Origin of the sequence: Albidovulum inexpectatum (assembly GCF_002927635.1) — a bacterium.
Taxonomy (GTDB): Bacteria; Pseudomonadota; Alphaproteobacteria; order Rhodobacterales; family Rhodobacteraceae; genus Albidovulum; species Albidovulum inexpectatum.
Genome location: NZ_PRDS01000002.1, coordinates 128,033 through 154,561, shown reverse-complemented (window position 1 = coordinate 154,561; position 26,529 = coordinate 128,033). Strand labels below are relative to the sequence as shown.

The following is a 26,529-nucleotide window of genomic DNA, read 5'->3' as shown; positions in this document are numbered from 1 at the left end:
TCTGGCGTGACCTACACTTCTTCCTGATTGGATAGATTTTTGTTCGTTTCTTCAATGACCGTTTCCCTGGATTTCGTGCCATGTCCCCATCATCGTTCCCATTGCGCAATCTGGCCGACCGAATGATCCGGGTGGCATCATGAAGGCGCGCCTTGCGTCGTTCGCGGCGCTGATATTTCTGGTGGGGGTGGGCAGTTTTCTTGCCGGCATGTGGACAACCTACAAGGCGTGGTGGCCCTGGCAAAAGCTGGACGAAATCCGTGCCGCATGGAAATCGTACCGACGTACGGGCCTGTTCTTGCCCGAAGACAGCTATGCCGTCAGGCGACCGGACGCCCCCAATGCGCGCCATGTCATTCACGACCCGCAACGCGCGGCGCGGGGGTATTGGGCCGTAAACCGACTGGATGCGCAGACCGGCATGCACATGTTCGAGCTGTGGAGCCCCGAGGGCGAACTGCTCAACACGTTCCCCATCGACCATTCACGCGTTCTGGATCATGGCCGGCCGGAGGAATTCGTCCATGTTGCGACCCTGTTGCCGGATGGTTCGGTCCTTGTGGTGTGGGACGATGCCCCGGGCATGGCGCGGCTGGACGCCTGTGGCAATCCGGTCTGGACCCGCACGGACCGGATCTATCACCATTCGATCGAACGCGGTATGAATGGTTACTGGACCTGGGCTTCGGCCATCTGGAACGGTGGCGAGGACCAGCAGATGATCCGCTTCGATCCCCAGACGGGCGAGATTCTGGAGGAACTGGACCTGATCGACGACGTGATCCTGCGGTCGCCCGAAAACGCCCTGGCGCTGAAGGTGCCCGAGGACTTCGCCTTTGACAGATCCACCCATTTTGGCGATCGCGCCGACATCTTTCACCCGAACGATCTCGAGGAACTTCTGCCTGAAATGGCCCCGGCCTTTCCGATGTTCGAGGCCGGAGATCTGTTGATCTCGAACCGGAATATCGACCAGGTCGCGGTGATCGGGCGGCGGGACGGACGCGTGAAGTGGGGCGACTACGGCCCATGGCATCGCCAGCACGACGCGGATTTCCTGCCGGATGGAACGATCGGGGTCTTTTCGAACAATACCGACCGGTTCCGGTCCTCGATCATGGTGATCGACCCCGCGACCGGCAAGGCGCGCGATCAGTTTCACGGAACGGGCATCAGGTTCAGCAGCTACATCATGGGCAAGCATCAGCTGTTGCCGAATGGCAACTGGCTGATCGTGTCAACGATGGAGGGCCGGGTGATCGAGGCCGCGCCAGATGGCACGATCGTGCGCGAATACAACAACCTGATCGACGACAGGTATAACGCGATCGTTCCCTATGCCGAGTTTCATCCCGGCGATACGATGATCGATGTGGCAATCTGCGGAACGGACGGAAAGGCGAAAGCGAACCAATGACGAAAGACATCCTGCCAGTGGTTCTTTGCGGCGGCAGCGGGACTCGCCTGTGGCCCGTATCGCGCGAGGGGATGGCCAAGCAGCTGTTGCCCATCGTCGGGGACGAAACCATGCTGCAGATGACGCTCAGGCGTCTTGAAGGCCCCGGATTTCGCGCGCCGGTCGTCATTGGTTCGGATCCCGTGCGCTTCACGATCCGCGAACAGGTTCAGGCCGTGAACCCGGACGCGCGCGTCGTGATCGAGCCCGAGCGGCGTGACACCCTGGCCGCGGTGCTGCTGGCAGCGGCGATCGCCGCGTCCGAGGACCCCGATCAGCTGGTAGCGGTGATGCCCTCGGATCACCTGATCCGCGATGCGGTGGCGCTGCGCGATGCCGTCGCGACGGCGGCCCGTTCGGTTTCGGAAAGCGGCATTGCCGTCATCGGGGTTCAGCCAACGGGGCCATCCAGCGCCTATGGATACATACGGCCCGGCGCTTTCGACCCCGACGGAACCGCGCCCGTCCGACAATTCGTCGAAAAACCCGACAGCGACCGCGCCGCGGGCCTGATCGCTGAAGGCTGCCTGTGGAATGCCGGGATTTTCTGTTTTCGCGCCGGCTGGCTTCTGGACGCCGCGCGTGCATATGAGCCCGATACCGTCGCGGCCGTCGAGGCATCGGTGCGCGGCATGGTCGAGGACCTGGAAATGTTCCGGCCCGGACCAGAATTCGGCAAGGCACGCAAGATTTCTTTCGATCACGGCTTCATGGAGCACACGGATGCGGCCCGCGTGGCGCGTGGGGCGTTTCATTGGTCGGATGTCGGGGACTGGGATGCGGTATGGGCCGAGTCGGACAAGGACGCGGCGGGAAATGCCGTCCGTGGCGATGGCTTCGTGCATGAGGCCCGGAACACGCTGGTCCATTCGGAACATCGGCTGGTCTGCGCCGTGGGTGTGCAGGATCTGGCCATCATCGAAACGCCCGATGCGGTCATGGTCGCGCCAAGGGCGCGCGCGCAGGAGGTCAAGGATCTTGTCGGCGCGCTCAGCGGGGCAGGGCGGCCCGAAGCGGTCGAGCATATCCGCAATCACCGCCCTTGGGGCTGGTACCAGACGATGGATCTGGGGGACCGTTTTCGCGTCAAGCGGATCGTGGTGAAGCCCGGCGCGCGGCTATCGCTGCAGAAGCATTACCACCGGGCCGAACATTGGATCGTGGTGCGCGGCACGGCCGAGGTCACCCGCAATGACGAGGTGCTGATCCTGCACGAGAATGAAAGCATCTACATGCCGATCGGTGCGGTTCATCGCCTTGCCAATCCCGGCCGGATTCCGGTCGAGATCATCGAGGTGCAGACCGGCACCTATCTGGAGGAAGACGACATCGTCAGGATCGAGGACGAATTCGGCCGCGTCTGATGTCAGCCAAGCCGCGCGCCGCGCCCGCCGCGGCGCCGTTGCAGGCGCGGCGCGCGGGTCGGCAGTTCGGCCATGATGCGGCGGCGTTCGTCGGCCGACATGCGGCTCCAGCCCGCGATTTCGTCGATCGTTCGAAGGCATCCCACGCACAGACGTTCCGCGGGATGGATCGTGCAGATCTTCACGCAGGGAGAATCGATCTCGTCACGCTTCCAGATCTCGTCGTTCATGCGCTGCGCCTCAGAAAGGCGATCCGGTCGATCGCTCCTTGCAGGATAAAGCCCGCGGCGACGTGGTCGATCACCTCGGCGCGACGTTTTCGGGACGTATCCGCCTCGAGCAATGCCCGTTCCGCGGCAACGGTGGACAGACGTTCGTCCCAGAAGGTGATCGGCAGTTCGGTCAGCCGCGACAGGTTGCGCGCAAAGGCGCGCGTGGACTGACAGCGCGGGCCTTCGCTGCCATCCATGTTGCGCGGAAGTCCAAGGATCAGCCCGGCGATCTGGCGTTCCTCGCACAGGCCAAGAAGTTCCTGTGCATCGGCGGTAAACTTCGTTCGCCGGATCGTCCGCAGGGGCGTTGCGACCGACAGCCGGGGATCGGAAATCGCAACGCCGATGGTCTTGGTACCCAGGTCAAGGCCCGCAACGGGGCGGCTGGCGGGCAGCGCGGCGGCGAATTTCTCAAGCGTTTCAAATATCATTCGGCAAGCCCCGCGCGTTGTGCCGCGGCGTTGAGTTTCTCCAGATCCTGCGGGTGTCCGGCGAAACGCGACTGCGCCTCGGCCAGGATCGCGCGTGCGCGCTCGGTTTCCCCAAGAACCGACAACGACGTGATCAACCGCGCCCAATCCTCGGCCGGTCCCCCCTCGGTCGCAAGGCGCTCGGAAAGGCCTTCGACCATGTTGCGGATCATTGCCTGGCGTTCTTCGGGCGTCATGTCGGCCGCCGCGGCCATCGCGGCGGCATCCGGTCCGCGCGTCCCCGCGGGGGGCATGGGCGTGTAATCGACTCCGGCGGCGCGGGCGACGAGTTCGATCTGCGAGCGGATCGGGGGAATCCAGGGCGCATCCTCGGGGCCTTCGTCCAGAAGCGGCTTCCAGAACCGGAAGGCCAGGTCCGGCCGCCCGGTCTGCGCCCACATCAGACCCATGTAGAACCGCGCCATGCCATTCTTCGGGTCCAGTTGCAGGGCCTGCGCGAGCGCATTTTCGGCTTCGGGCGAAACGTATCCTCCGGCGGCCAGAACATAGATGTCGGCCAGCGTGGCGTAGTCCGTCGCGGTGGCCTTGTCGCCAAGAAGCTCGATCAGCCGACGTTGCGCGGCGATCGCGGCGTCATAATTGCCAAGCGCGGCCTCGTTGCGGGCCAACAGTCTTTGGCCCTGCGGATCGTCGGGGTTCGCGGCGACGGCGGCGCGCAGGCGCTCGACCAGGGTGACATAGGCCGGGTCGGCCTCGGGCGCCGGAGCGGGTGGAATCTGCGCCATCGCCTCGGCCTGCGAGGGGCGCGAGGCGCGAATCTCCTCCGCGCGGGAAATGCGTTCGGCAATCGGCAGATCGGGATATCCCGGCGCGCCGACCCACATGTACAGCGCGAAGGCCCCGACGCTCGCCGTCAGCACGGCGACCAGGGGGACAGCCAGGCCGCCGGAACCCGAAGCCGTCGCGCGCCCCTTTCTGTCAGCCTCCAGAATGCGGCGCGAGATCTCGATACGCAGTCGCTCGGCCTCGGCGTCATCGATCACGCCCCGTTCGGCATCGCGTTCGACCTCGGCCAGCTGGTCGCGATAGACTTGCAGATCGGCATTTTCCTCGGCCCCGGCGGCGCGGGCGCGCAGGGCCGCGCGCAGGATCAGCGCCGAACAGGCGGCTGCGACAGCGATCGAGACAATCCAGAACGTCATTCTTCCTCCAGGTTCGCCTTCATCTAAGCGCTGCGTGGCTCCGCGAAAAGGGTGAAGTGCCCGGAACGGTGGGTCAGCTTGCCGCATGGGCAGCCGAATGTCGCATTTTGACGAAATGCGCCGCGCCTGCGCGTGTTGCATCCGGCGCGCCGTTCCATCAAGCCTTCAGGCGGCGTCACCGCACCGCAGGGGGATTCGCATGGGCCAGAAATATTCGATCTTTGCCATCGCGCGTCAGGCGATGCAGTACCATCAGGGCTGGGAGCGCGCCTGGAGAAGTCCCGAGCCGAAGCGGAAATACGATGTCATCATCGTTGGCGCGGGTGGCCACGGGCTGGCGACGGCCTATTACCTGGGCCGGAATTTCGGCATCACCAATGTCGCGGTCCTGGAAAAGGGCTGGCTGGGCGGCGGCAATACCGGGCGCAACACGACGATCATCCGGTCGAACTATCTGCAGGACCCGTCGGCCGCGATCTATGAAAAGGCCCGTTCCCTTTACGAGACGATGAGCCAGGACCTGAACTACAACGTCATGTTCAGCCCGCGCGGTCTGCTGATGCTGGCCCAGACCGAACACGAGGTGCGCGGCTACAAGCGCACGGTGCATGCGAACCGTCTGCAGGGCGTGGATACCGAATGGATCGGCCCGCAGCGGGTCAAGGAACTGGTTCCGATCATCAATCTTGAAGGTCCGCGTTACCCCGTCCTGGGCGCGCTGTATCAGGCCCGGGGCGGAACGGCGCGGCACGATGCGGTGGCCTGGGGCTATGCCCGGGCGTGCTCGGATATGGGCATGGACATCATCCAGCAATGCGAGGTCACGGGCATCCGCACCGAAGGCGGCCGCGTGAAGGGGGTCGATACGACGCGCGGGCCGATCGACTGCGACAAGCTGGCGCTGGTCGCGGCGGGGCATTCCTCGGTCCTGGCGGAAATGGCGGGTTTCCGTCTGCCGATCGAGAGCGTCGCGCTGCAGGCGCTGGTCTCCGAGCCGATCAAGCCCTGCATGGACGTGGTCGTGATGGCCAATACCGTGCATGGCTACATGAGCCAGTCCGACAAGGGCGAGATGGTGATCGGCGGCGGCACCGACGGATTCAACAACTACACCCAGCGCGGCAGCTTCCACCATATCGAGGAAACCGTGCGCGCCCTGATCGAGACCTTCCCCATCATCTCGCGGCTGAAGATGCTGCGGCAATGGGGCGGGATCGTGGACATGACCGGCGACCGGTCGCCGATCCTGTCGAAGACGCCGGTCGAGGGCATCTTCGTCAATTGCGGCTGGGGCACGGGCGGGTTCAAGGCGATCCCCGGCTCTGGCTGGGCGATGGCGGAACTGATGGCACGGGGCCATTCACCGCTGACCGAGGAATTCACGATGTTCCGCTTCCGCGAAGGCAAGTTCATCGACGAAAGCGTCGCCGCGGGGGTGGCGCATTGAAGAACAGGAGGAAAGATATGTCACGACAGTCGTTGAGTATATGTGTCCTTGTGCTGGGTGGGCTGGGCTGGCTGTCTGTTACACTTCTCGCAGTAGTGGTCCAAGATTTCACTCAAGTCCAGCGGGCCGGAAGCCTGTTGATCGCGACCGGTGTGGTCGCCTTGGCTAGCTTTCGTGAAGCGCTCGATGAACTACAGCATGCACTCACTCTGGGGACACAGCAAGCCAAAGGAGGGGACGAGGACTGCGACGTTACAAAGACAGTCCAGAACATCGAGGAATCGGGTGCGTTCAAATCACAAAATTCGAAGTCTATCGCATACGTCACTAGGATTGAACTGTGGGCAATTTGCATCGGAACTCTACAGACGGGCTACGGCGATATCGCCGCCAAATTCGTCTTGGGAGTGAATAATTAATGCTGATCCTGGAATGCCCCTATTGCGGCGTGAAGGCCGAAGAGACCGAACTGACGCCGGGAGGCGAGGCGCATCTTAAGCGCGCGGGCCCCGGTTCGAGCGATGACGAATTCGAGGCCTATCTGTTCATGCGCAAGAATCCCAAGGGCGTTCATTTCGAACGCTGGCGCCACAGCCATGGCTGCGGCAAGTGGTTCCACGCCGCGCGCTGCACCGCGACGCTCGAGGTCTTTGGCACCTATCCGGCGCAAACCACCGAGCCGCCGAAGGACATTCAGGACAGGATACGGGCGAAAAGACCCGACTGGGAGGGCTGGGCATGAGCACGAGGCTGCAAAAGGGCGGGCGGCTGATCGACCGGAGCAAGCCGCTGCAGTTCACCTTCAACGGTCGCCGCATGTCGGGATATGCCGGTGACACGCTGGCCTCGGCGCTGCTGGGGGCGGGGCAGATGCTTGTCGGGCGGTCGTTCAAGTATCACCGGCCGCGCGGGATCATGGCCTCGGGTGCCGAAGAGCCGAACGCCCTGGTCGGTCTGGGCGAAGGCGGCCGCTTCGAGCCCAATCAGCGCACCACGACGACCGAGCTGTTCGATGGCGCCGTGCTGGAAAGCCAGAACCACTGGCCCAGCCTGGAATTCGACATCGGCGCGATCAACAATCGGCTCGCGCGCCTGTTCCCGGCGGGTTTCTACTACAAGACCTTCATGTTTCCCCGCTTTGCCTGGAAACACGTCTTCGAGCCGGTCATCCGCCGATCGGCCGGGCTGGGCAAGGCGCCACGGCATCGCGACGAGGACCGCTATGAACATGCCTATGCCTTCTGCGACCTCCTGGTCGTGGGCGGGGGTATCGCCGGCCTGACCGCGGCCCTGGCCGCCGGTCGGCAGGGCAAGCGTGTCTGGCTGGTCGAACAGACGCCGCATTGGGGCGGTCGCGCCGTTGTCGATGGGGCGCAGATCGACGGGATGGAGGCCGATGCGTGGGTTCGTCAGGCGCTTCAGACGCTGCGGGCGATGCCGAATGTCACCCTGCGCGAACGCACCATGGCGGCGGGTCTTTACGACCATGGCTACGTCCTGCTGTACGAACGCGTGGCCGACCATACGCCGGGCGACGGGCGGCCGCGGCATCGCCTGTGGCGGATGCGTGCGGGTCACGTCATCACCGCGACAGGGGCGATCGAGCGTCCGCTGGCCTTTGCGGGCAACGACATTCCGGGCGTCATGCTGGCTTCGGCCGTGCGCGACTATGTCGTGAACTGGGCCGTCAGCCCCGGCGATCGTACCGTGATCGTGACGAACAACGACGATGCCTATCGCACGGCCCTTGTCCTGCTGGATGCGGGTCTTTCGGTTCCGGCCGTGATCGATGCGCGCCCCGGCGGCGGCGGAGAGCTGGCCCAGGCCGTGCGCGAGCGCGGCGTGCGCGTGCTTGACGGCAAGGGCGTGGCGCAGGTCAAGGGCGGCAAGCGTGTCACCGGCGTTTCGGTCTGCAACCACGCCGGCGAAGGCGCCGAGATCGAATTCATCCCCTGTGACGTGGTCGCGATGTCTGGCGGCTGGTCGCCGGTCGTGCATCTGTGGTCGCATTGCGGTGGCAAGCTGATCTGGGACGAGGAGCGGGCGATGTTCCGCCCCGACCCTAACCGCCCGCCGACAGGCGCGGACGGACAGGCCATGGTCACGGCGGCCGGTGCGGCAAATGGCATGCTGCTGGTCCAGGAAGTCCTGGAGGATGCGCACAGCGCCGCCGGTGGCACCGGCGCAGCGCCGGGAGGCTTCTGCGCGGCCGAAGAAAGGATCCTGCCGGTCTGGATCATGCCGCAGGGCGCGGGGCCCGAGCTGCGCGCCAAGATGTGGCTTGATCCGCAGAATGACGTGAAGGTCTCGGACGTGGAACTGGCCGCGCGCGAGGGGTATGAAAGCGTCGAGCATACCAAGCGCTATACCACGCTGGGCATGGCGACCGACCAGGGCAAGGTCAGCAATATCAACGGTCTGGCCGTTCTTTCCCAGGCATTGAACCGACCGATCCCCGAAACCGGAACGACGACCTTCCGGCCGCCTTACACGCCGATCTCGATGGGCGCGATCGCGGGCGAGGCCCGGGGCGAGATCTTCCAGCCCATGCGTCGCACACCGATGCACGGCTGGCACGAAACCCATGGCGCGCATTTCGAACCCGTCGGGCAGTGGCGGCGGCCCTATTGCTACCTGCGGACGGGTGAGGGCATCCAGGATGCCGTGAACCGCGAGATCCGCAATGTGCGCAACGCGGTCGGGCTTCTCGACGCCTCGACGCTTGGCAAGATCCTGGTCAAGGGGCCGGATGCGGGCCGCTTCCTGGACAAGATGTATACCAACATGATGTCCACGTTGCCCGTCGGCAAATGCCGCTATGGCCTGATGTGCAACGAAAACGGCTTCCTGATGGATGACGGCGTGGTCGTGCGCCTGTCCGAGGACAGCTGGCTGTGCCACACCACGACCGGGGGCGCGGATCGCATCCATGCGTGGATGGAAGACTGGCTGCAATGCGAGTGGTGGGACTGGAAGGTCTATACCGCCAACCTGACCGAGCAATATGCGCAGATCGCCGTCGCCGGACCCAATGCCCGTGCCCTGCTGGAGCGTCTGGGCGGCATGGATGTGTCGAAAGAGGCATTCCCGTTCATGACATGGCGCGAAGGGACCCTGGGCGGTTTCCGGGCGCGGGTCTATCGTATCTCGTTCTCGGGTGAATTGTCCTATGAAATCGCCGTGCCCGCATCCGAAGGACTTGCCCTGTGGCAGGCTCTGCTTGAGGCTGGCGAGGATCTGGGCGTGGCCCCCTATGGTACCGAGGCGATGCATGTCCTGCGGGCCGAAAAGGGCTTCATCATGATCGGGGACGAAACCGACGGCACCGTGATCCCGCAGGATCTGGGTCTGGACTGGGCGATCTCGAAGAAGAAGGAAGACTATCTGGGCAAGCGCGCGCAGCAGCGCCCCTACATGGTGTCGCCCGAGCGCTGGCGTCTTGTGGGCCTTGAAACGCTGGACGGTTCGGTCCTGCCCGACGGGGCCTATGCGGTGGATGAAGGCTACAATGCCAATGGCCAGCGCAACATGCAGGGGCGCGTGACCTCCAGCTATTACTCGCCGACGCTGGATCGTGGCATCGCGTTGGGGCTGGTGCGTCGCGGGCCCGAACGGATGGGCGAGGTGCTGGAATTCCCCGTCGATGGTGGTCGCGTGATCAAGGCGCGGATCGTCGATCCGGTCTTCTACGACAAGGAAGGAGAGCGGCAGAATGTCTAAGGCGGTCAGCGCCCTGCAGGGCGAGAAGCATGCGGGCTTTGTCGAGGTGGCCGAAGCCGGCCTGCGCGGGATGGTCACGCTGCGCGGCGATCTGGGCGCGTCGAAGGTCAAAAAGGCCGTGAAAGCCGTGACGGGCCTTCCCGTTCCCGCGCAGCGGCGGATCGAGATCGCGGACGGCAAGGCTGTTGCCTGGATGTCGCCGGACGAGTTGTTGTTGATGGTGCCCTATGGCGACGCTCCGGCGACCGTCGAGGCGCTGCAACAGGCGCTTGCGGGCGAACACCATCTTGTCGCCGATGTCTCGGACGCGCGTGCGGTCTTCACGATCCGTGGAGAAAAGGCACATCAGGTCCTGATGAAGCTTTGCCCCGTGGACATGGAGCGTTTCGAAGAGGGGGAGATCCGGCGCACCCGTGCAGCACAGGTCGCAGCCGCCTTCTGGAAGTCGGGGCCCGAGGAATTCACGCTGGTTTCCTTCCGGTCGGTCGCGGCCTATGTGATGGGGCTTCTCGAGGTTTCGTCGCGTCCCGGGTCGGAACTGTTCGAGTGATGCGGTGCGGGGGCCGTATGGCCCCCGGTTTCATTCGATTCCATTGGCGCGTTGCAGCGCCCGGACATAGGCGACGATGCTGGCAATCTCGGCGCGGGTGATGCCGGGCACGGGCGGCATGTCGCCAAACGGCCAGTGATGCGCGCGCACACCGTTCTGCGCCGCCATGAAGAACGCCATGTCGGCGTGGTGGCCGGGCTCATAGATCTTGTGCACGAGCGGCGGCGCAACGCCGTTACGTCCGGCGGCATTCGGTCCGTGACACTGCGCGCAGCGGGCGTTGAAGGCGGCCTCGCCGATCCTCTCATCCTCGGTCAGGTTTGGTACGGTCACGCGGACCAGCGCCTCTCCGGGCATGGCCGGAGAGGCCTTCGCGACGTTGTCTTTTGCCGTATCGACACGTGTCGTGGTCGCATACAGGGCAATGATGCCGATCGCCGCTACGGCACCGGCGATGGCCATGATCTGGGTTCGTTTCATTTGATCCTCTTCAGTCGTCAAGACGTGTCCGGCACCGTCGTCCGGCTTCTGGGCGAATGGGCAGAGGATCAGGATCGCGGGGGTGGTTTGTCGGTTTCGGGTCCGGCCAACGGGCGCAGATCGGTCGGCGCGCCTAACCTCAGGGTCACGCCGGTCATCCGTTCGGGCAGGCCAAGGGGCAGCGCGGGCAAGACGGCATTGGCACACTGCGCCATCGATGGACAGGTCTGGCCCGGTCCGCAGGGTGCCGGGGCGCAGGCCCCATGCGTTTGCCGGTGTTGCGCACACTGCCACCCGTGGGTGCCAGCAAGCGGCGACGCACCGGCAAGCGTGGGTGTGGCACACACCAGAAGAACGATCATCAGGCACAGACGCAGCATTTTGCCTGATTATCATTCCCGGGCTTGTGCGTCACGCCCGCAAATCGGCGGGTTTCTCCCACGGCTGCCCTTGACCTTGGGAACCGCAAACCTCTTATAAGTGTTCAGTTCACTCTTGCCGCGAACAAGGAGAAAGACGATGGCCTTTACACTTCCCGATCTTCCCTATCCGCATGACGCCCTTGAAAGCCTGGGCATGTCGAAGGAGACGCTGGAATACCACCACGATCTGCACCACAAGGCCTATGTCGACAACGGCAACAAGCTGGTCGCCGGCACCGAGTGGGAATCGAAAAGCATCGAAGAGATCATCGTCGGAAACTATCAGCCCGGCGCGGTCGCCCAGAACGGCATCTTCAACAATGTCAGCCAGCACTGGAACCACACCCAGTTCTGGCAGTGGATGGCGCCCGGCGAGAACAAGAAGATGCCTGGCGAGCTGGAAAAGGCGCTGAAGGAATCCTTTGGCAGCGTCGAGAAGTTCAAGGAAGAATTCTCGGCGGCCGGCGCGGCGCAGTTCGGCTCGGGCTGGTGCTGGCTGGTCAAGGACAAGGACGGCAGCCTGAAGGTCACCAAGACCGAAAACGGCGTGAACCCGCTGTGCTTTGGTCAGACCGCTCTTCTGGGCTGCGACGTGTGGGAGCACAGCTACTACATCGACTATCGCAACCGCCGTCCTGCCTATCTGCAGAACTTCCTGGACAAGCTGGTGAACTGGGAAGCGGTCGCGGCCCGGCTGTAAGCACCAGGCAGCGCCAAACCATCGGGGCGGTCCGGCATCGGGCCGCCCTTCTTGTTGCGCCCGCGACATTGACGCGCATCGCGCCTGTCGGCACTCTGTGCGGGCAAGGGCAGGGGAATGCGGGCATGATCACACGGCGAGGCGTCCTCAAGGGGCTGGCCGGAACGGCCCTGGCCGTGCTGATTGGTGCGACCTACGGCTTCGTGATCGAGCCCGCCCTGCGTCTGCGCGTCAAGCGCCACAGGATTGCGCCGCCCGGCTGGTCCGGCGGGCCGCTGCGGATCGCGGCACTGGCCGATCTGCATGTCGGGGAACCCCATGTCTCGCTGCGGCGTCTGCGCCGGATCGTGTCGCGCACGAACGCACTGGGTGCGGATGCGATCGTGATCCTTGGCGATTTCGAGGCTTGGCACCCGATGGTGACGCGTCGGCCGCCATTCGAGCAAACCGCGCAGGTTCTGGCGCGATTGCAGGCCCCGATGGGGGTGCATGCCATCCTTGGAAACCATGACTGGTGGCATGACCGTGCTGCACAGGCGCGCGGGGGCGGTCCATCCGCAATCGCCGAAACCCTGCGCGCGGCCGGAATTCCCGTGTTGCAGAACCGGGCCGTCCGCTTGGGCGCGGGTTCTGCATCCGGCGCGTTCTGGCTGGCGGGGCTTGAAGACCAGTTGGCGATCGGTATTGGCGACATGGAATTTCGCGGCCTGCATGACATGCCGGGGACGCTGGCCCAGATCACCGATGACGCGCCTGCGATCCTGCTTGCGCATGAACCCGACATCTTTCCGGATGTTCCCGACCGCTTTTGCCTGACCTTGTCCGGGCATACCCATGGTGGCCAGGTACGCCTGTTCGGGTATTCGCCCGTCGTTCCCTCGCGCTTTGGCAACAGATATGCCTATGGCCATGTGCGCGAGGGCGTGCGCGATCTCATCGTTTCCGGTGGTATCGGCTGCTCGATCCTGCCCGTACGTCTTGGGGTTGTGCCCGAGATCACGCTGATCGAGATTGCCCCGCAGGCGTGACGCGACGTTTTAACGCGCGCAGATGCGGCTCGCAGGCCGTCAGGCCGCGTGCCAGGTCGTATTCCGGCCTGTATCCCAGACGGTTGCGCGCGTGGTCGATATGGCAGGTGCCGTGCCCCATGTATTCGCGAAACAGGTGGTGGTTGGGATAAAGCGCTCGCTGCCTGCCGACGCGATCACGAATGGCCGCGACCATCGTCTCGAACCTGCGATGGCCAAGGACCCGTCTGCCCAGCGCGCTGATGCGCGCGGCCGCCGATGGCCGCGTGTCGCTTTCGTCGGGTTCGGGGCCCAGAGTGCGCGCGATCTCGTCAGCCGGGACACGGATGGCCGGCGGCGTTTCAAGAATGCGCGCATAGCCATCGACGAGAACGGCCCAGGAAAACGGCTGGGGCCCCGATATGATGAATGTCTCGTGCGTCAGATCGGGCAATCCGGCGGCCAGCAGAAAGGCCTGGACGAGGTCATCGACGAAGACGCCGTTGCACAGGCCGATCGGGTCGGGCAGCACCACACCGCCGCCAAGCAGGGCCCGGGCAAAGCCGTCGGTCCACAGGGCTGACCCCGGGCCCCAGACAATCGTCGGTCGCAGGATCGCTGCTGGCAGGGGGACCTGCGCCAGCCGTTCCTCCATTGCGATCTTTGCCTGTCGATAGGGGCTGCCGCCCCTTGTTGACGTGGTCCCGCTTTCCGTACAGTCGCGTTCGGGCCAGTCGTCCTGGACGACGATCGAAGAGGTGTGGACGATGCGGCCGATTCCGGCCCGGATTGCGGCATCGATGGTCGCATCAAACGCCCGAAGGTTTTCATCCGCCGATGCGCGCACGTCATAGGCCAGATGGAAGAGCACGTCCGCGCGGTCCATCGCGCGCGCCAGGCTGGCCGTATCCAGCAGCGACACCAGTCCAGACCGGGCGCCATCTGGCACGCTGGCCGCGGCCGAGGGGCTGCGCACCAATGCGGTGACCTCGGCGCCGTCCTGGACGAGACGCTGAACCAGCCGCCTTCCGATGAAGCCGCTGGCTCCGGTAACGACGACCCTTTTCCCGGCCAGGTGTGAATTCATGCGGCCTTTCCTCCATCAATTCGGGCAGGATAGTCGCGCCGGGGACACGAAACAAACGGGATCGGTTGCGAGGCGCCGGAATTCGATGCACCCTGCCGCCATTGGTTCGCAAATTTGGCCCGCATCAGGGGCGAAAGGGGTAACATGGTGGGCAGGGTGCGCCTTGGGGTCATCGGCGCGGCCGGCAAGATCGGCGCCATGCGGGTGAAATCGATCCTGGATGAGCCACGCGCCGAACTTGCCGCGGTGATGGATCTGGATGTCGATGGAGCCACGGCCCGGGCCCAGGGTGCGCCCGCATTTTCGGATCTGGATAGGTTTCTGGATGTGTCGATGGATGCGGTCGTGATCTCGACGCCCGCCCATGTCCGCGAGCCGCTGTGCATGGCGGCCTTCGCGCGTGGACTTCACGTTCTGTCCGAGAAGCCGCTTCATAACACGGTCGAGGGCGCGCGGCGCATCCACCAGGCCGCCCGGGAAAAGGGGTTGCAACTGGGGGGCGGCTTCAACATGCGGTATTATCCGGCCTTTGCCTTCCTGCACGATGTCTTGCGGGACGGGACCATCGGCGAACCCGACCACCTGCGTGTATTCGGCGGGCATGAAGGGCTGCCGAAATTCGCGCATGACTGGGAATACCGGGCCGACAAGTCAGGCGGCGGTGCCCTTTGGGACGTGGGTATCCACATGACCGACATGGCCCGGCACCTGATGGGCGACATCACCGAAGTCTATGGCGTGGCGACCAACAGGGTCTGGCAGGTCGAAGGATCGGAGGACAACGCAATGGCCATCTTGCGCGCGCCCGGCGGGCTGGCGGCCATCTACCAAGCGACATGGATCGAATGGCGTGGCTATCGCAGCGTGGTCGAAATCCATGGCAGTCGCGGCATGGCGCGGGCCGCCTATGCCCCGATGGAAACGCTGTTGCTGACGATGGACCGGCCGGGTGGTCGCCCGCGGATGCGCCGCAACCGATTTCGCGGGACGCAGATCCGCGAAAGGATCTGGTCCTGGAAGGTCACGGCGCAGGATTCCTTTGCCCGCGAGCTTGGCGAGTTTCTCGACCTGATCGACGGTCGGCGCGAAGGTTTGCGCATCGCCGATGGCGATGCTGCGCTTCGGGCGGTCGAAGTCGCAGCCGCGATCCCTGAAAGCCACAGGACCGGCGCGCCCGTGAAGCTGCCCGCGCTTGGGGGGCAATGATGGCAGAGGCTCCGGAACTGTCGATCGTAGCCACGATCATTGATGGCGGCGAGGAACTGCGCGCCTTTCTGCAATCCTTGATGCGGTTCGAGGACCCGCCCAGTCTGGAGATCATCGTTCCGTATGATGCCACGCGCCCGGAAGTCCCCGCGTTAGAACAGGAATTCCCCGATGTGAACTTTCTCGACCTTGGGCGGATCGACACCATCCATCCGGTATCGACCGAGGCCGGGCTGCATGAGCTTTACGATCGTCGCCGCGCGCGGGGGCTTGCGGCCGCGCGCGGTCGGATCATTGCAATCCTCGAGGATCGCGGGCGGCCCCGGCCGGATTGGGCGCGCCAGATCGTTCGGCTGCATGCCGAGACGGGCTGTCCGGTCGTGGGGGGGGCGATCGAATGCCGCGAGCCTGCAAGTCTTTTGAACTGGGCCTTCTATGTTACCGATTTCGGGCGCTATGGCCTGCCCTTTGAAAGCGGCCCGGCCGAGTGGGTTTCCGATGTCAATGTCAGCTATTCCCGTGCCGCGCTCAAGGAAATGCGCCCATTGTGGACCGAGCGCTATCACGAGCCGATCCTGCACGGATACCTGCGCAAGAAGGGCGAACGCCTGTGGCTTTCGGCCGAGATGGTCGTCGATCACGGCCGCCCGCCGGTCAGCCTGGGCTATCTTCTGGCCGAACGGTTTCATTGGGGCAGGCTGTTCGGTCATATCCGCACCATGACGATCGGAGGGGGCGAGCGCTGGCGGCTGATACTTGGATCGCCTCTGATACCGCCGCTGCTGTGGCTGCGGCATGGGATGACCCAGGCGCGCAAGGGCCGGGGCTGGCGCTATTTGCGGGCGCTGCCGCATGTGGTGGCGCTGACGACCGCGTGGACGCTGGGCGAGGTCTGCGGCTATGTCACGAGGCGGCCATGAACAAAGACCCCTGGGATCTGATCGTGATCGGTTCGGGCGCTTCGGGCGGCTGGGTGGCCAAGGAGGCCGCCGAACGCGGCGCGCGCGTGCTGATGCTGGAGGCCGGGCGGCAGCTGGATGCAAAGCGCGATTTCCCGATGCCGGACAAGCCCGATGGGGGGCGCGTCTCGCCCCTGGTGCGCGTTCTGGCGGCGCTTCGCGGCCAATATGTTCAGGCGCGCTGCATGTCGTTCACGCCCCTGACGGCGCATCTGTTCGTGAATGACCGAAGGAACCCGTATTCGACAGCCCGTGGCGCGGCATTCAACTGGTTCCGAGCAAGACAGGTCGGCGGCAGGTTGCATCTGTGGGGGCGCAACGCGCTGCGCATGTCCGATCTGGACCTGAAGGCCGCCGAGATTGACGGTTTCGGCGACTGCTGGCCCATCCGCCATGCCGATCTTGACCCATGGTATTCGCGGGTCGAGGAGTTCCTGGGCGTGACCGGCGAACGTGCCGGCATTCCCAATCTGCCCGACGGGCATTATTCCGGCCCCCACCGGCTGACCCGGTCCGAGACCGAACTGGTGGCCCGAATCCGCGAAATCTGGCCCGATCGCCCGGTCACGACGTGCCGCGTGATCCATCACATGCCTGACCGCATACCGCCAACGCTGAAGGCGGCCACGGCTACCGGACGTTTTTCCCTGCGGTCCGATGCGGTTGTCGAACGGATCGAGACCGACCCCGCCACCGGCCTGGCCACTGGCGTGACATTCGTCGATGCAACGGACCGCAGCCGCCATTTCGTGGCTGCACGGCATGTGGCGGTCGCCGCCTCGACGGTCGAGTCGGTTCGGATCCTTCTGAATTCGGCCGGAGAGCGACACCCGCAAGGACTGGGCAATTCCTCGGGCAATCTGGGCAGGTATCTGTCGGATCATCTGCTGGTCTTTCGCGCCGGAACATGGCCGGATATCGAAGGCCTTGGGCCAGACCATGATCCTTATGATTTTGGCGCTCAATCCGGCATTTACATGCCGTCGTTCAGAAATGTGGGGCGCGTCGACAATTGCGGCTTCCTGCGCGGCTATTCGCTGTTGGGTTCGGTGGGGCGGATCCCGCCCGGCTGGTTCTTCATGGCGATCGGAGAGGTCCTGCCGAATGCCGACAACCGTGTCGAACTTGATCCAGGCCGCCGCGACGCATGGGGAATTCCCGTTGCCCGCGTGACCCTGCGACATTCCGAAAACGAACGGGCCATGATCCGCGACATGATCCGCACGTTGCGCGATCTGGCGCAAACCTTCGGTTTGCCCGACGATCTGATGGGGCAGGAGGGTCTGGTGGCGCGGCTGACCTATCGGCTGGCGGGGCGTTTCGTCTTTACGCCGGATGGCGCGTTGGTTCCCGGTTCGTCGGTCCATGAAACCGGCGGAGCCTGCATGGGGCAGGATCCCGCCCGGCATGTGACCGATCCCGACAACAGGTTGTATGACGCGCCGAACGTCTGGGTCACGGACTCGGCTTCGTTTCCGACCAACCCGTTCCAGAATCCCGGACTGACGATCATGGCCTTGTCGGCGCGTGCCGGTGCGGCGATTGCCAAGAGCGTTCGCGCGGGCCGGGTCAGCTGAAGATGCCGCCGGCCAGAACGGCAACCCAGGTCGAGGGGCGGTCGGGGTTCTGCATGGCGATGAAGCTGTAGCCCGTCTGATCCCAGCGCAGGATGCGGTCTGTCAGGTTGTCCAGAACCATGTCACCCTGCGCGGTTCTCAGGATCAGCACTGCATGAGAGCCGCGCTGGCGGTCAAGGGCGGTGGCGATCAGCAAGTCCTGCGCGCGCACACCTGCCTTGATCAGTTCGCGCTTCTTGAGCAGCGCGAAATCCTCGCAATCGCCGCCGCGGGCTGTTGGCAGGGCCCAGACTTCCTCCTGGCCATATTGGCGGGAATCTTCGATGGCACGGACGCGGCGGTTAATCTTGCGGTTGATCTGCCGGGCCAGTGTCATGATCGATTCGTTGCGCGCCGGTCCGGTTGCATCCTTCTGGCACGCCCAGGACAGCTGTTGGCACAGGCGGACGGCGCCTGCGGGCGCGGGTATGGCCTTGCGAGGCTCAAGGTAAACGGCGCGCGGTTTCGGTGCGGCCTGAGCCGTCAAGCCGATGCCCAGTGCAAGTGCGGCTGCAAAAGCCGTCAGCGTCGTGCGCAGCATGGTTGGTGCCCTGTCCCTGTCATCCCGTATCGGCACAAGACCATGCGGCGCGGGCATTTCCGGGACGTTAATGCGGAGAGATTCGGGCAAGAATCTGACAGGCAGATTTTCGCCGAAACGGCCGGTTTCCGGCTGGCTGTTCGCCCCTTGCAGGGGTGGCAAGCGTGGCCATCAGGTATGCGCGGGTGGATTATAATAATTTGTCAAATCAAGATTTTAATGGTCGTTCTTTAACTACTAAAGTTTTAGTTTGACAACTCGGCCAAGTTGGGCGGAATATCGGTATGGCCGGTAGATCCGGTCAAAAAACTCAGGGAGGAGAAAAGGATGCGGAGGTATCTTCTCTCCGCGGTGGCCGCGTCTGCGGTCATTGCGGGGGCCGGGTCGGCATGGGCCGATCTTGCGGCCGCGCAACGATGGATCGAGACGGAATTCCAGCCGTCCGTCCTGTCCAAGGAAGAGCAGCTGGCCGAGATGGAATGGTTCATCAAGGCGGCAGAGCCGTTCAAGGGCATGGAAATCAATGTCTTGTCGGAAACCATTCCGACCCATGCCTATGAATCCGAGGTTCTGACCAAGGCGTTCTTCGAAATCACCGGCATCAAGGTCAATCACCAGCTGCTGGGCGAAGGCGAGGTCGTTCAGGCCGTTCAGACGCAGATGCAGACGAACCGGAACCTGTATGACGGCTATGTCAACGACTCGGACCTCATCGGTACGCATGCGCGCCTGCAGCAGGCCTACAACCTGACCGACATGATGGCGGGCGAATGGGCCGATGTCACCAATCCAGGGCTGGATCTGGAAGACTTCATCGGGATCAGCTTCACCACCGGCCCCGATGGCAAGCTCTATCAGCTGCCGGACCAGCAATTCGCGAACCTCTACTGGTTCCGCAAGGATTGGTTCGATCGCGAGGATCTGCAGGCCAAGTTCAAGGAAATCTATGGCTATGATCTGGGCGTGCCGGTCAACTGGTCGGCCTATGAGGACATCGCCGACTTCTTCACCAACCACGTGAAGGAAATCGACGGCGTTCGTGTCTATGGCCACATGGACTACGGCAAGCGTGCGCCCGACCTTGGCTGGCGGATGACCGATGCGTGGCTGTCGATGGCCGGCGCGGGCGACAAGGGCGAACCGAACGGCGTTCCCGTCGACGAATGGGGCATCCGCATGGAGGCCGGCACCTGCAACCCCGTGGGGTCGAAGACCAGCCGCGGCGGTGCTGCAAACGGTCCGGCAGCGGTTTATGCCATCCGCAAGTGGGATGAATGGCTGCGCAACTATGCGCCTCCGGGTGCGGCGAACCTGGATTTCTATCAGTCGCTGCCCGCATTGGCCCAGGGCAATGTCGCCCAGCAGATCTTCTGGTACACGGCCTTTACCGCCGACATGGTCAAGCCGCGTTCGGAAGGCAACAACACGGTCGATGAAAACGGCATGCCGCTGTGGCGCATGGCGCCAAGCCCTCATGGCCCGTACTGGGAGGAAGGGCAGAAAATCGGCTATCAGGACGCAGGTTCGTGGACGTTCCTGAAATCCACCCCGATGGACCGCGCCAAGGCCGCGTGGCTTTATGCCCAGTTCGTGACCTCGAAGACCGTGGACACCAAGAAGTCGCATGTGGGGCTGACCTTCATCCGCGACTCGACCGTTCGGCATGAAAGCTTCACCGAACGTGCGCCCAAGCTTGGCGGTCTGATCGAGTTCTATCGTTCGCCCGACCGTGTGCGGTGGTCGCCGACCGGGATCAACGTGCCCGATTATCCGAAGCTGGCCCAGATCTGGTGGCAGCAGATCGGAAACGTGACCGCCGGAACCGCGACCCCGCAAGAGGCGATGGACGCGCTTGCCCAGGAAATGGATGACACCATGGCCCGGATGCAGGCGGCCGACGAAAGCGCGGGTGTCTATGGCGGTTGCGGTCCGCGCCTGAACCCCGAGATCGACCCGGCCGAATGGCTGGCACGTCCGGGCGCGCCGAAGGCCAAGCTGGAAAACGAAAAGCCCCAGGGCGAAACGATCCCGTACGAAGAGATCGTCGCGCGCTGGAACCAGAACTGAGCCTGAAACCAATCGTCCGGGCCGCTCAGGCCCGGACAGCTCGCCCAGGCGCATGGCGGCCGGGCAATCCAACCGGGCAACAGAAACGAAGCCGCAAGCAGCCACAGGGGTGGAGGAGCAATGGCGCTCGAACTCAGGGCGGTCACCAAGCGTGTCGGGCAGGTGACGCATATCAAGGAAACGACTCTGAAGCTGGAACGCGGGCGGTTCAACGTCCTGCTGGGCGAGACGGGGTCCGGCAAGAGCTCTCTGATCAAGCTGATGGCAGGGCTGGACGCCGTGTCTTCGGGGCAGATCCTGATGGACGGCAAGGATGTCACCGGCATGAGCCCGCAAAGGCGCAATATCAGCCTGGTGCACCAGTTCTTCGTCAACTACCCGCACATGACCGTTTTCGAAAACATCGCCTCGCCCCTGCGGGTGGCGGGATTGCCCAAGGCCGAGATCGCGGCCCGGGTCGAAGAGGCGGCCGACCTGCTGCAACTGCGGCCGATGCTGAATCGTCGTCCGCACGAACTGTCCGGCGGACAGCAGCAGCGAACGGCTCTGGCGCGGGCCATCGCCAAGGACGCCGAGGCCGTGTTCCTGGACGAACCGCTTGCCAACCTGGACTACAAGCTGCGCGAGGAATTGCGCGACCAGCTGCCGGAACTGTTCGCCGGCCGCGGCGCCGTGGTCGTCTATGCCACGTCCGAACCGGCCGAGGCGCTGATGCTGGGCGGGGCCACCGCCCTGATGCATGACGGCCATGTGACGCAATTCGGCCCGACAGGCGAAATCTACCGCAAGCCCAATTCACTGATCTCGGCCCGGGTGTTTTCGGACCCGCCGATCAACACCGCGCGGGTCAGCAAGCGGGGCGACCGGATGCATCTGTCGCACGGGCCGTCTTGGCCGGCAACCGGGGCGGCGGCCGCGCTGCGCGACGGCGATTACATCGTCGCGATCCGGCCGCACCATGTCAGCCCCATGCCGATCGGCGATGATGACGTCGCGCTAACCGGAACCGTACAGATCACCGAGCTGTCGGGCTCGGAATCCACCGCGCATTTCCAGATGGGGGAAGATGTCTGGGTGTCGCTTTCGCCCGGCGTCCATCCCTATCGCGTCGGCGAGGATCACACATTCCACATGGATCCGACGCATTGCTTCTATTTCGCGCCCGATGGCGCGTTCGTGGCCTGAAGGGGGAAAGATGGCCAAGATCACACTGGATGGGTTGCGGCACAGCTACATGCCCGATCCGAAGGGGCCGCAGGACTATGCGCTGAAGTCTCTGGATGTCGAATGGCAGGATGGCGGCGCATATGCGCTGCTGGGGCCGTCTGGGTGCGGCAAGTCCACGCTGCTGAACATCATCTCGGGGCTTCTGGTGCCTTCGCAGGGGCGGGTGCTGTTCGACGGCAGGGATGTCACCGCACTGCCGCCGGACCGGCGCAATATCGCGCAGGTTTTCCAGTTCCCGGTCATCTATGACACGATGAGCGTGTTCGACAACCTGGCCTTTCCACTGCGCAATCGCGGCATCGAGGAATCCCGGGTCACGTCGCGGGTGCACGAGATCGCCGAGATGCTGGAACTGACATCCATGCTGAAGATGCGTGCGGCGAACCTGTCGCCCGACAACAAGCAGAAGATCTCGATGGGGCGGGGACTGGTACGCGAGGACGTCAATGTCATCATGTTCGACGAACCCCTGACCGTCATCGATCCGCATCTGAAATGGAAGCTGAGATCCAAGCTGAAGGAGCTGCATCAGAAGGTCGGCGTGACGATGATCTATGTCACGCATGACCAGACCGAGGCGCTGACCTTTGCCGACCAGGTCGTGGTCATGCAGGAAGGAGAGGTCGTCCAGATCGGCACGCCGGTCGAGCTGTTCGAGCGTCCGGCCCATACATTTGTCGGGCATTTCATCGGCTCGCCGGGGATGAATGTCCTGCCCGCCGAATTGCGCGATGGCGCCGCATGGTTCGCGGGGCACAGGATCGAACTTGAAGGGCCCATCACGCCCGGCGAAGGCAGGCACGAGATCGGCATTCGACCCGAACATGTCTCGCTGGCCGAAGCGGGGCTGCCGGGCCGCGTGCGCAAGGTCATGGACATGGGCAGATACTGGATCGTCGAGGCAATCGTGGAAGGGTCGGACAAGACAAGGGTCGCGGCCATGGTTCAGAGCGACCCAACCGCCGTGGGCGATGCGGTCCATCTGGCATTCCGGCCCGATCAGACCCGACTTTACCGCGACGGACGGATCGCAACCACACGCCAAGGGGGGAATGCCTGATGCGCAAGGTCAATCAGAAGGGCTGGCTGTTCGTGCTGCCCGTGGTCATCCTGGTCGCCTTCAACGCATTGGTGCCGATGATGACCGTGGTCAACTACTCGGTCCAGGAAACCTTTGGCAACAACCAGTTCTTCTGGCACGGGCTGGGCTGGTTCCAGGACATCCTGCGGTCCGAGCGGTTCCACGCGGCGTTGGGGCGGCAGGTCCTGTTCACCGTGACCATCCTGCTGATCGAGGTTCCCTTGGGCATCGCGATCGCGCTGGCCATGCCCCGCAAGGGGTTCTGGGTACCGGTCTGCCTTGTCACGATGGCGCTGCCGATGCTGATCCCGTGGAACGTGGTGGGCGCGATGTGGAACATCTTTGCGCTGCCCGATATCGGCCTGCTGGGATACTTCCTGAATCACGTCCTGGGCATCGACTATAACATGACCCGAGATCCGGTCGCCGCGTGGATCACCATCATCGTGATGGATGTCTGGCACTGGACCTCGCTGGTGGTGCTGCTGTGCTATGCGGGGCTGGTTTCGATCCCCGATGCCTATTACCAGGCGGCGCGCATCGATGGCGCGTCGAACTGGGCCGTCTTCCGGCATATCCAGCTGCCGAAGATGAAGCATGTGCTGACGATCGCGGTTCTTCTGCGCTTCATGGACAGCTTCAACATCTACACCGAACCCTTTGTCCTGACGGGCGGCGGTCCGGGCAATTCCACGACGCTTCTCTCCATCGATCTGGTGAAGATGGCGCTTGGCCAGTTCGATCTTGGTCCGGCAGCCGCGATGAGCCTGATCTACTTCTCGATCACTCTGCTGGTGTCCTGGCTGTTCTACACCCTGATGACACGCCACGACACGCATTGAGGGAGCCCGCGATGAAAAAACGCGCCATCATTCCGATACTCTACATCATCTTCCTGATGCTGCCGGTCTACTGGCTGGTCGCGATGAGCTTCAAGACGACGCAAGAGATCCTGGGCGGCTTTTCGCTGTTCCCGCAAAGATGGACACTTGCGTCCTACCGGACCATCCTGACCGATCCGACCTGGTACTGGGGATACATCAATTCGATCATCTATGTCACTCTGAACACGGTGATTTCCGTCACGGTGGCGCTACCGGCGGCCTATGCCTTCTCGCGCTGGCGCTTTCTGGGCGACAAGCACCTGTTCTTCTGGCTGCTGACCAACCGGATGGCGCCCGCGGCGGTCTTTGCGCTGCCGTTCTTCCAGCTCTATTCGGCGATCGGGCTGTTCGACACCCATCTTGCGGTGGCATTGGCGCATTGCCTGTTCAACATTCCGCTGGCCGTGTGGATCCTGGAAGGCTTCATGCGTGGCGTGCCGAAGGAACTGGATGAGACCGCCTTCGTCGATGGCTATTCCTTCCCGCGCTTCTTTGCGCGGATCTTCCTGCCCACCATCAAGTCGGGGGTGGGCGTGGCGGCCTTCTTCTGCTTCATGTTCAGCTGGGTCGAGCTGCTTCTGGCCAAGACCCTGACCGCGGTCTATGCCAAGCCGATCGCGGCGACGATGACGCGGACGGCCTCGTCCGCGGGGTACGAGCTGGGTCTTCTGGCCGCCGCCGGCACGCTGACCATCATTCCGGGCGCGATCGTGATCTGGTTCGTGCGAAACTACATTGCCAAGGGCTTTGCCCTGGGGAGGGTCTGACCCATGCGAAAGCTGATTCTGCTGGCCGCATTCCTGCCTGCCGTCGCGATGGCCCAGACCCAGGGCTGGGGTCAGGTCGCGCAACCCCAGGACCAGGGATTTTCGTGGACGGCGCCCCTGTGGCCGGGGTTCTGGATGGCCTGGACGCCGGCGACCCTGGCCGTGTTCATTGGCATCTTCTCGGCCATGGGGGTTCTGACGGTGATCGAGATCCTGCGTCCCGGCGGTGGCGAGCGCCTTGGCGCGCTGGGTCTTGTCACGACGCGCGGAGACAGGCTGTTCCTGACCCTTCTGGGAACCGTCTATATCTTCATGGGCTGGCTGTGGCTGGTGGGCATGCCGCTGTGGTGGCCGCTGGCGCTTTCGATCGCCTGGGGGGTGTTCTGCTTCTGGAAGGTGTGACGGTTTTGTTTGGCCCAGGGAGCCTTGCGCAGTAGCATGCGTGGGCAAGGATCGGGCGGTTCCGGGAAGTGACAAGCATGACGAACCAAAAGACGCGACTGCTGACCGAGGTCGAGCTGGAATTCATGACCCGTCTTTGGGAGCTGGGCGAGGGCACCGTGCGCGATGTCCAGCAGGCGCTCGCGCCTGAACGCAAGCTTGCATATACCTCGGCCGCGACAATCCTTCGTATCCTCGAGCAGAAGGGATTTGTCGAAAGCAGCCGCCAGGGCAAGAGCCTGGTCTATCGGCCACTTCTGTCCAAGGACAATTACCAGGCACGTTCCCTGCGCGACCTGTCCGAAAAGCTGTTCGACCGTTCCCCCGCGGCGCTCGTGGCGCGGCTGGTCGATACATATGACCTGTCCGAAGAGGCATTGGACGAAATCCGCGCCCTTCTAGACAAGAGGTTGAGCGATGACGGACGCTAGCGGAATCATCGGCGCCTATCTGGAACTGAATGTCGTGTTCCTTGTGGTCTGCCTGGCCTGGTTGTCACTGTCGCGCGTGATGGACGCCATTGGGCTTGGGCACGTTCTGACGGCGCGGCTGCATTTGTCGCGCCTGCTGTTCCTGCTGGCCGTGGCGGCACCCGCGCTCGCCTCTGGCTTGCATGCCCTGGGCCGCAGGGGGATCGCCGACATCCGCTCGCTGAACCTGTCGGATTTCATGCTGGCGCAGTACCTGCAGGGCAATATCAGGATGCAGCCTTCGGCGATGGAGCGTGTGGTCGGTTTCCACGACGGATTGGCGCAAACGCTTTCCGGTCCGGTCGGGCAGATGCTTGGCGCGGCCCTTGTTGCGGGCATGGCGCTGATGTGTGCGCGGCTTTTTTGTGCGGTTTCGCGCCTGCACACCGTCCTGAAGGGCAGCTACTGCTGGCGCAGCTTTGGTGCCGTGGATCTGCGGCTGTCCGACACGATCCGCGTGCCGTTTTCAGCCAGGACGCTGCGCAGGCGGGTGATCGTGTTGCCTACGGCAATGCTGGGGCGGGACGGGGATCTTCGCATGGCATTGAGCCACGAGCTGCAGCACCTGCGCCAGGGCGATGTCGAATGGGAACTGGCGATCAGCCTGGTGCAGCCGTTCCTGTTCTGGAATCCCGCGTTTCACCTGTGGAAGCGCCACGTCGAGGAGCTGCGCGAAGCAGCTTGCGATCGCGCCCTGCTGTCCCGCCGCGGCTATGCGGTTGCCGATTATTGCGATTGTCTGCTGCGTGTCTGCAATGACGGACTGCGCCCGCGCGGGATCATGGCGGTGGAACTTCCCGCCGTTGCTCTGGTTCGCCCGCTGCGCGGTCGCCTTGCCTGTCGGGCGGCCATTCTGCTGCGCCGGCGTATCCTTCGGGTCATGGAGGGCAGGGCGGAACGTCATCCAAGACTGGCCTTCGCCCTGCTGTCTGCACCCCTGGCGATCCTGACGCTGGTCGTCGCGCTGGCGATCCAGAAGCCCGGCGCGTGGAGCGAAGACCGGATCATGCTGTCCACGATCGTCAATCTCGAACGCCTGCGTACGATCAGTGCAACGGGCGCCTTTGGATCCCCCCGCGCGATCGAGCCGGGCATCTGACGCTCGCGCGCTTGTCATCTGCCGCGACGAAAG

At 63.8% G+C, this 26,529-nt stretch carries 26 protein-coding genes; 20 read left to right on the top strand and 6 right to left on the bottom strand.

The features are described 5' to 3' along the window. The first annotated feature begins 139 nt into the window (after positions 1 to 139). Complete coding sequence (locus LV82_RS04050; RefSeq protein ID WP_104069446.1) at positions 140 to 1,417, top strand: arylsulfotransferase family protein; 1,278 nt, start codon at positions 140 to 142, stop codon at positions 1,415 to 1,417. Further along, a complete protein-coding gene (locus LV82_RS04045) occupies positions 1,414 to 2,820 on the top strand; it encodes a mannose-1-phosphate guanylyltransferase/mannose-6-phosphate isomerase (protein ID WP_104069445.1) in 1,407 nt (468 codons plus the stop codon). Before LV82_RS04050 ends, LV82_RS04045 begins: the two co-directional genes overlap by 4 nt. Before the next feature lie 2 nt (positions 2,821 to 2,822). On the opposite strand, the gene LV82_RS04040 is transcribed toward LV82_RS04045, so the two are convergent. Genes LV82_RS04040 through ccmI form a run of 3 tightly spaced genes read right to left on the bottom strand, consistent with a single transcriptional unit; the run spans position 2,823 to position 4,725 of the window. Next, the gene (locus LV82_RS04040; protein WP_104069444.1) at positions 2,823 to 3,050 is read right to left on the bottom strand and encodes a DUF1289 domain-containing protein; all 228 of its coding nucleotides are present in this window, start codon (positions 3,048 to 3,050) and stop codon (positions 2,823 to 2,825) included. After that, positions 3,047 to 3,523 carry a Holliday junction resolvase RuvX gene (gene ruvX / locus LV82_RS04035; protein WP_104069443.1) on the bottom strand — a complete coding sequence of 159 codons (477 nt, stop codon included), beginning with the start codon at positions 3,521 to 3,523 and terminating at the stop codon, positions 3,047 to 3,049. Before ruvX ends, LV82_RS04040 begins: the two co-directional genes overlap by 4 nt. After that, complete coding sequence (ccmI, locus tag LV82_RS04030; RefSeq protein ID WP_104069442.1) at positions 3,520 to 4,725, bottom strand: c-type cytochrome biogenesis protein CcmI; 1,206 nt, start codon at positions 4,723 to 4,725, stop codon at positions 3,520 to 3,522. Before ccmI ends, ruvX begins: the two co-directional genes overlap by 4 nt. A gap of 199 nt (positions 4,726 to 4,924) precedes the next feature. Here ccmI and LV82_RS04025 point away from each other — a divergent pair, with 199 nt between their 5' ends. From LV82_RS04025 to LV82_RS04005, 5 genes are read left to right on the top strand one after another with little or no spacing between them, the layout of a single operon-like run. Beyond that, positions 4,925 to 6,172 carry a sarcosine oxidase subunit beta family protein gene (locus LV82_RS04025; RefSeq protein WP_104069441.1) on the top strand — a complete coding sequence of 416 codons (1,248 nt, stop codon included), beginning with the start codon at positions 4,925 to 4,927 and terminating at the stop codon, positions 6,170 to 6,172. Between the two features lie 17 nt (positions 6,173 to 6,189). Continuing rightward, positions 6,190 to 6,591, top strand: coding sequence for a hypothetical protein (locus LV82_RS04020; RefSeq protein WP_104069440.1), 402 nt, complete (start codon positions 6,190 to 6,192; stop codon positions 6,589 to 6,591). Next, entirely contained in the window at positions 6,591 to 6,914 is a 324-nt protein-coding gene (locus LV82_RS04015; protein ID WP_104069439.1) for a sarcosine oxidase subunit delta, read from the top strand. The genes LV82_RS04020 and LV82_RS04015 overlap by 1 nt, the downstream gene beginning before the upstream one ends. Further along, positions 6,911 to 9,892 (top strand): sarcosine oxidase subunit alpha family protein, encoded by a 2,982-nt coding sequence (locus LV82_RS04010; protein ID WP_104069438.1) that lies wholly within the window; start codon positions 6,911 to 6,913, stop codon positions 9,890 to 9,892. Before LV82_RS04015 ends, LV82_RS04010 begins: the two co-directional genes overlap by 4 nt. Continuing rightward, positions 9,885 to 10,442 carry a sarcosine oxidase subunit gamma gene (locus tag LV82_RS04005; protein WP_104069437.1) on the top strand — a complete coding sequence of 186 codons (558 nt, stop codon included), beginning with the start codon at positions 9,885 to 9,887 and terminating at the stop codon, positions 10,440 to 10,442. Before LV82_RS04010 ends, LV82_RS04005 begins: the two co-directional genes overlap by 8 nt. Positions 10,443 to 10,472: 30 nt before the next feature. Here the strand turns inward: LV82_RS04005 and LV82_RS04000 are convergent, their stop codons facing one another. Continuing rightward, entirely contained in the window at positions 10,473 to 10,922 is a 450-nt protein-coding gene (locus LV82_RS04000) for a c-type cytochrome (protein ID WP_104069436.1), read from the bottom strand. A gap of 519 nt (positions 10,923 to 11,441) precedes the next feature. Between LV82_RS04000 and LV82_RS03995 the strand changes: the two genes are divergently transcribed. Continuing rightward, complete coding sequence (locus LV82_RS03995; protein WP_104069435.1) at positions 11,442 to 12,044, top strand: superoxide dismutase; 603 nt, start codon at positions 11,442 to 11,444, stop codon at positions 12,042 to 12,044. 125 nt (positions 12,045 to 12,169) lie between these two features. After that, complete coding sequence (locus LV82_RS03990) at positions 12,170 to 13,072, top strand: metallophosphoesterase (RefSeq protein ID WP_104069434.1); 903 nt, start codon at positions 12,170 to 12,172, stop codon at positions 13,070 to 13,072. On the opposite strand, the gene LV82_RS03985 is transcribed toward LV82_RS03990, so the two are convergent. Further along, complete coding sequence (locus LV82_RS03985) at positions 13,041 to 14,138, bottom strand: NAD-dependent epimerase/dehydratase family protein (RefSeq protein ID WP_104069433.1); 1,098 nt, start codon at positions 14,136 to 14,138, stop codon at positions 13,041 to 13,043. The two genes, LV82_RS03990 and LV82_RS03985, sit on opposite strands and share 32 nt — an antisense overlap. 144 nt (positions 14,139 to 14,282) lie before the next feature. On the opposite strand from LV82_RS03985, the gene LV82_RS03980 reads away from it, so the two are divergent. From LV82_RS03980 to LV82_RS03970, 3 genes are read left to right on the top strand one after another with little or no spacing between them, the layout of a single operon-like run. Continuing rightward, entirely contained in the window at positions 14,283 to 15,344 is a 1,062-nt protein-coding gene (locus LV82_RS03980) for a Gfo/Idh/MocA family protein (RefSeq protein WP_104069432.1), read from the top strand. After that, on the top strand, positions 15,344 to 16,264 hold the full coding sequence (locus tag LV82_RS03975) for a glycosyltransferase family protein (protein ID WP_146065119.1): 921 nt from the start codon (positions 15,344 to 15,346) through the stop codon (positions 16,262 to 16,264). Before LV82_RS03980 ends, LV82_RS03975 begins: the two co-directional genes overlap by 1 nt. Beyond that, positions 16,261 to 17,880 carry a GMC oxidoreductase gene (locus tag LV82_RS03970; protein ID WP_104069430.1) on the top strand — a complete coding sequence of 540 codons (1,620 nt, stop codon included), beginning with the start codon at positions 16,261 to 16,263 and terminating at the stop codon, positions 17,878 to 17,880. The genes LV82_RS03975 and LV82_RS03970 overlap by 4 nt, the downstream gene beginning before the upstream one ends. Here LV82_RS03970 and LV82_RS03965 read toward each other — a convergent pair. Continuing rightward, on the bottom strand, positions 17,873 to 18,460 hold the full coding sequence (locus LV82_RS03965) for a transglutaminase-like cysteine peptidase (RefSeq protein WP_104069429.1): 588 nt from the start codon (positions 18,458 to 18,460) through the stop codon (positions 17,873 to 17,875). The genes LV82_RS03970 and LV82_RS03965 overlap by 8 nt on opposite strands. Positions 18,461 to 18,787: 327 nt before the next feature. On the opposite strand from LV82_RS03965, the gene LV82_RS03960 reads away from it, so the two are divergent. The 8 genes from LV82_RS03960 to LV82_RS03925 all read left to right on the top strand — a co-directional run bounded on the left by LV82_RS03960 (position 18,788) and on the right by LV82_RS03925 (position 26,496). Further along, complete coding sequence (locus LV82_RS03960) at positions 18,788 to 20,527, top strand: ABC transporter substrate-binding protein (RefSeq protein WP_104069428.1); 1,740 nt, start codon at positions 18,788 to 18,790, stop codon at positions 20,525 to 20,527. Positions 20,528 to 20,647: 120 nt separating this feature from the next. After that, complete coding sequence (locus tag LV82_RS03955) at positions 20,648 to 21,712, top strand: ABC transporter ATP-binding protein (RefSeq protein WP_104069427.1); 1,065 nt, start codon at positions 20,648 to 20,650, stop codon at positions 21,710 to 21,712. 10 nt (positions 21,713 to 21,722) lie between these two features. Beyond that, entirely contained in the window at positions 21,723 to 22,814 is a 1,092-nt protein-coding gene (locus LV82_RS03950) for an ABC transporter ATP-binding protein (RefSeq protein ID WP_104069755.1), read from the top strand. Continuing rightward, on the top strand, positions 22,814 to 23,677 hold the full coding sequence (locus LV82_RS03945) for a carbohydrate ABC transporter permease (RefSeq protein ID WP_104069426.1): 864 nt from the start codon (positions 22,814 to 22,816) through the stop codon (positions 23,675 to 23,677). Before LV82_RS03950 ends, LV82_RS03945 begins: the two co-directional genes overlap by 1 nt. An 11-nt stretch (positions 23,678 to 23,688) precedes the next feature. Beyond that, positions 23,689 to 24,486, top strand: coding sequence for a carbohydrate ABC transporter permease (locus tag LV82_RS03940; protein ID WP_104069425.1), 798 nt, complete (start codon positions 23,689 to 23,691; stop codon positions 24,484 to 24,486). Positions 24,487 to 24,489: 3 nt separating this feature from the next. After that, entirely contained in the window at positions 24,490 to 24,888 is a 399-nt protein-coding gene (locus LV82_RS03935) for a DUF2160 domain-containing protein (RefSeq protein ID WP_104069424.1), read from the top strand. A gap of 77 nt (positions 24,889 to 24,965) precedes the next feature. Beyond that, a complete protein-coding gene (locus LV82_RS03930; RefSeq protein WP_104069423.1) occupies positions 24,966 to 25,358 on the top strand; it encodes a BlaI/MecI/CopY family transcriptional regulator in 393 nt (130 codons plus the stop codon). Beyond that, positions 25,345 to 26,496 carry a M56 family metallopeptidase gene (locus LV82_RS03925; RefSeq protein WP_104069422.1) on the top strand — a complete coding sequence of 384 codons (1,152 nt, stop codon included), beginning with the start codon at positions 25,345 to 25,347 and terminating at the stop codon, positions 26,494 to 26,496. Before LV82_RS03930 ends, LV82_RS03925 begins: the two co-directional genes overlap by 14 nt. Positions 26,497 to 26,529 lie beyond the last annotated feature (33 nt).

Excerpts from the sequence above, each read along its gene's own strand:
- LV82_RS04000 (WP_104069436.1), bottom strand. The coding sequence starts at position 10,922 with ATGAAACGAACCCAGATCATGGCCATCGCCGGTGCCGTAGCGGCGATC.
- ccmI (WP_104069442.1), bottom strand. The coding sequence starts at position 4,725 with ATGACGTTCTGGATTGTCTCGATCGCTGTCGCAGCCGCCTGTTCGGCG.
- LV82_RS03925 (WP_104069422.1), top strand. The coding sequence starts at position 25,345 with ATGACGGACGCTAGCGGAATCATCGGCGCCTATCTGGAACTGAATGTC.
- LV82_RS03965 (WP_104069429.1), bottom strand. The coding sequence starts at position 18,460 with ATGCTGCGCACGACGCTGACGGCTTTTGCAGCCGCACTTGCACTGGGC.
- LV82_RS04040 (WP_104069444.1), bottom strand. The coding sequence starts at position 3,050 with ATGAACGACGAGATCTGGAAGCGTGACGAGATCGATTCTCCCTGCGTG.
- LV82_RS03985 (WP_104069433.1), bottom strand. The coding sequence starts at position 14,138 with ATGAATTCACACCTGGCCGGGAAAAGGGTCGTCGTTACCGGAGCCAGC.
- LV82_RS03930 (WP_104069423.1), top strand. The coding sequence starts at position 24,966 with ATGACGAACCAAAAGACGCGACTGCTGACCGAGGTCGAGCTGGAATTC.
- LV82_RS03970 (WP_104069430.1), top strand. The coding sequence starts at position 16,261 with ATGAACAAAGACCCCTGGGATCTGATCGTGATCGGTTCGGGCGCTTCG.
- LV82_RS03945 (WP_104069426.1), top strand. The coding sequence starts at position 22,814 with ATGCGCAAGGTCAATCAGAAGGGCTGGCTGTTCGTGCTGCCCGTGGTC.
- LV82_RS03940 (WP_104069425.1), top strand. The coding sequence starts at position 23,689 with ATGAAAAAACGCGCCATCATTCCGATACTCTACATCATCTTCCTGATG.
- LV82_RS03990 (WP_104069434.1), top strand. The coding sequence starts at position 12,170 with ATGATCACACGGCGAGGCGTCCTCAAGGGGCTGGCCGGAACGGCCCTG.
- LV82_RS04025 (WP_104069441.1), top strand. The coding sequence starts at position 4,925 with ATGGGCCAGAAATATTCGATCTTTGCCATCGCGCGTCAGGCGATGCAG.
- LV82_RS04005 (WP_104069437.1), top strand. The coding sequence starts at position 9,885 with ATGTCTAAGGCGGTCAGCGCCCTGCAGGGCGAGAAGCATGCGGGCTTT.
- LV82_RS03955 (WP_104069427.1), top strand. The coding sequence starts at position 20,648 with ATGGCGCTCGAACTCAGGGCGGTCACCAAGCGTGTCGGGCAGGTGACG.
- LV82_RS04010 (WP_104069438.1), top strand. The coding sequence starts at position 6,911 with ATGAGCACGAGGCTGCAAAAGGGCGGGCGGCTGATCGACCGGAGCAAG.
- LV82_RS03960 (WP_104069428.1), top strand. The coding sequence starts at position 18,788 with ATGCGGAGGTATCTTCTCTCCGCGGTGGCCGCGTCTGCGGTCATTGCG.
- LV82_RS04015 (WP_104069439.1), top strand. The coding sequence starts at position 6,591 with ATGCTGATCCTGGAATGCCCCTATTGCGGCGTGAAGGCCGAAGAGACC.
- LV82_RS03995 (WP_104069435.1), top strand. The coding sequence starts at position 11,442 with ATGGCCTTTACACTTCCCGATCTTCCCTATCCGCATGACGCCCTTGAA.
- LV82_RS03980 (WP_104069432.1), top strand. The coding sequence starts at position 14,283 with ATGGTGGGCAGGGTGCGCCTTGGGGTCATCGGCGCGGCCGGCAAGATC.
- LV82_RS04020 (WP_104069440.1), top strand. The coding sequence starts at position 6,190 with ATGTCACGACAGTCGTTGAGTATATGTGTCCTTGTGCTGGGTGGGCTG.
- LV82_RS04050 (WP_104069446.1), top strand. The coding sequence starts at position 140 with ATGAAGGCGCGCCTTGCGTCGTTCGCGGCGCTGATATTTCTGGTGGGG.
- LV82_RS03975 (WP_146065119.1), top strand. The coding sequence starts at position 15,344 with ATGGCAGAGGCTCCGGAACTGTCGATCGTAGCCACGATCATTGATGGC.
- ruvX (WP_104069443.1), bottom strand. The coding sequence starts at position 3,523 with ATGATATTTGAAACGCTTGAGAAATTCGCCGCCGCGCTGCCCGCCAGC.
- LV82_RS04045 (WP_104069445.1), top strand. The coding sequence starts at position 1,414 with ATGACGAAAGACATCCTGCCAGTGGTTCTTTGCGGCGGCAGCGGGACT.
- LV82_RS03935 (WP_104069424.1), top strand. The coding sequence starts at position 24,490 with ATGCGAAAGCTGATTCTGCTGGCCGCATTCCTGCCTGCCGTCGCGATG.
- LV82_RS03950 (WP_104069755.1), top strand. The coding sequence starts at position 21,723 with ATGGCCAAGATCACACTGGATGGGTTGCGGCACAGCTACATGCCCGAT.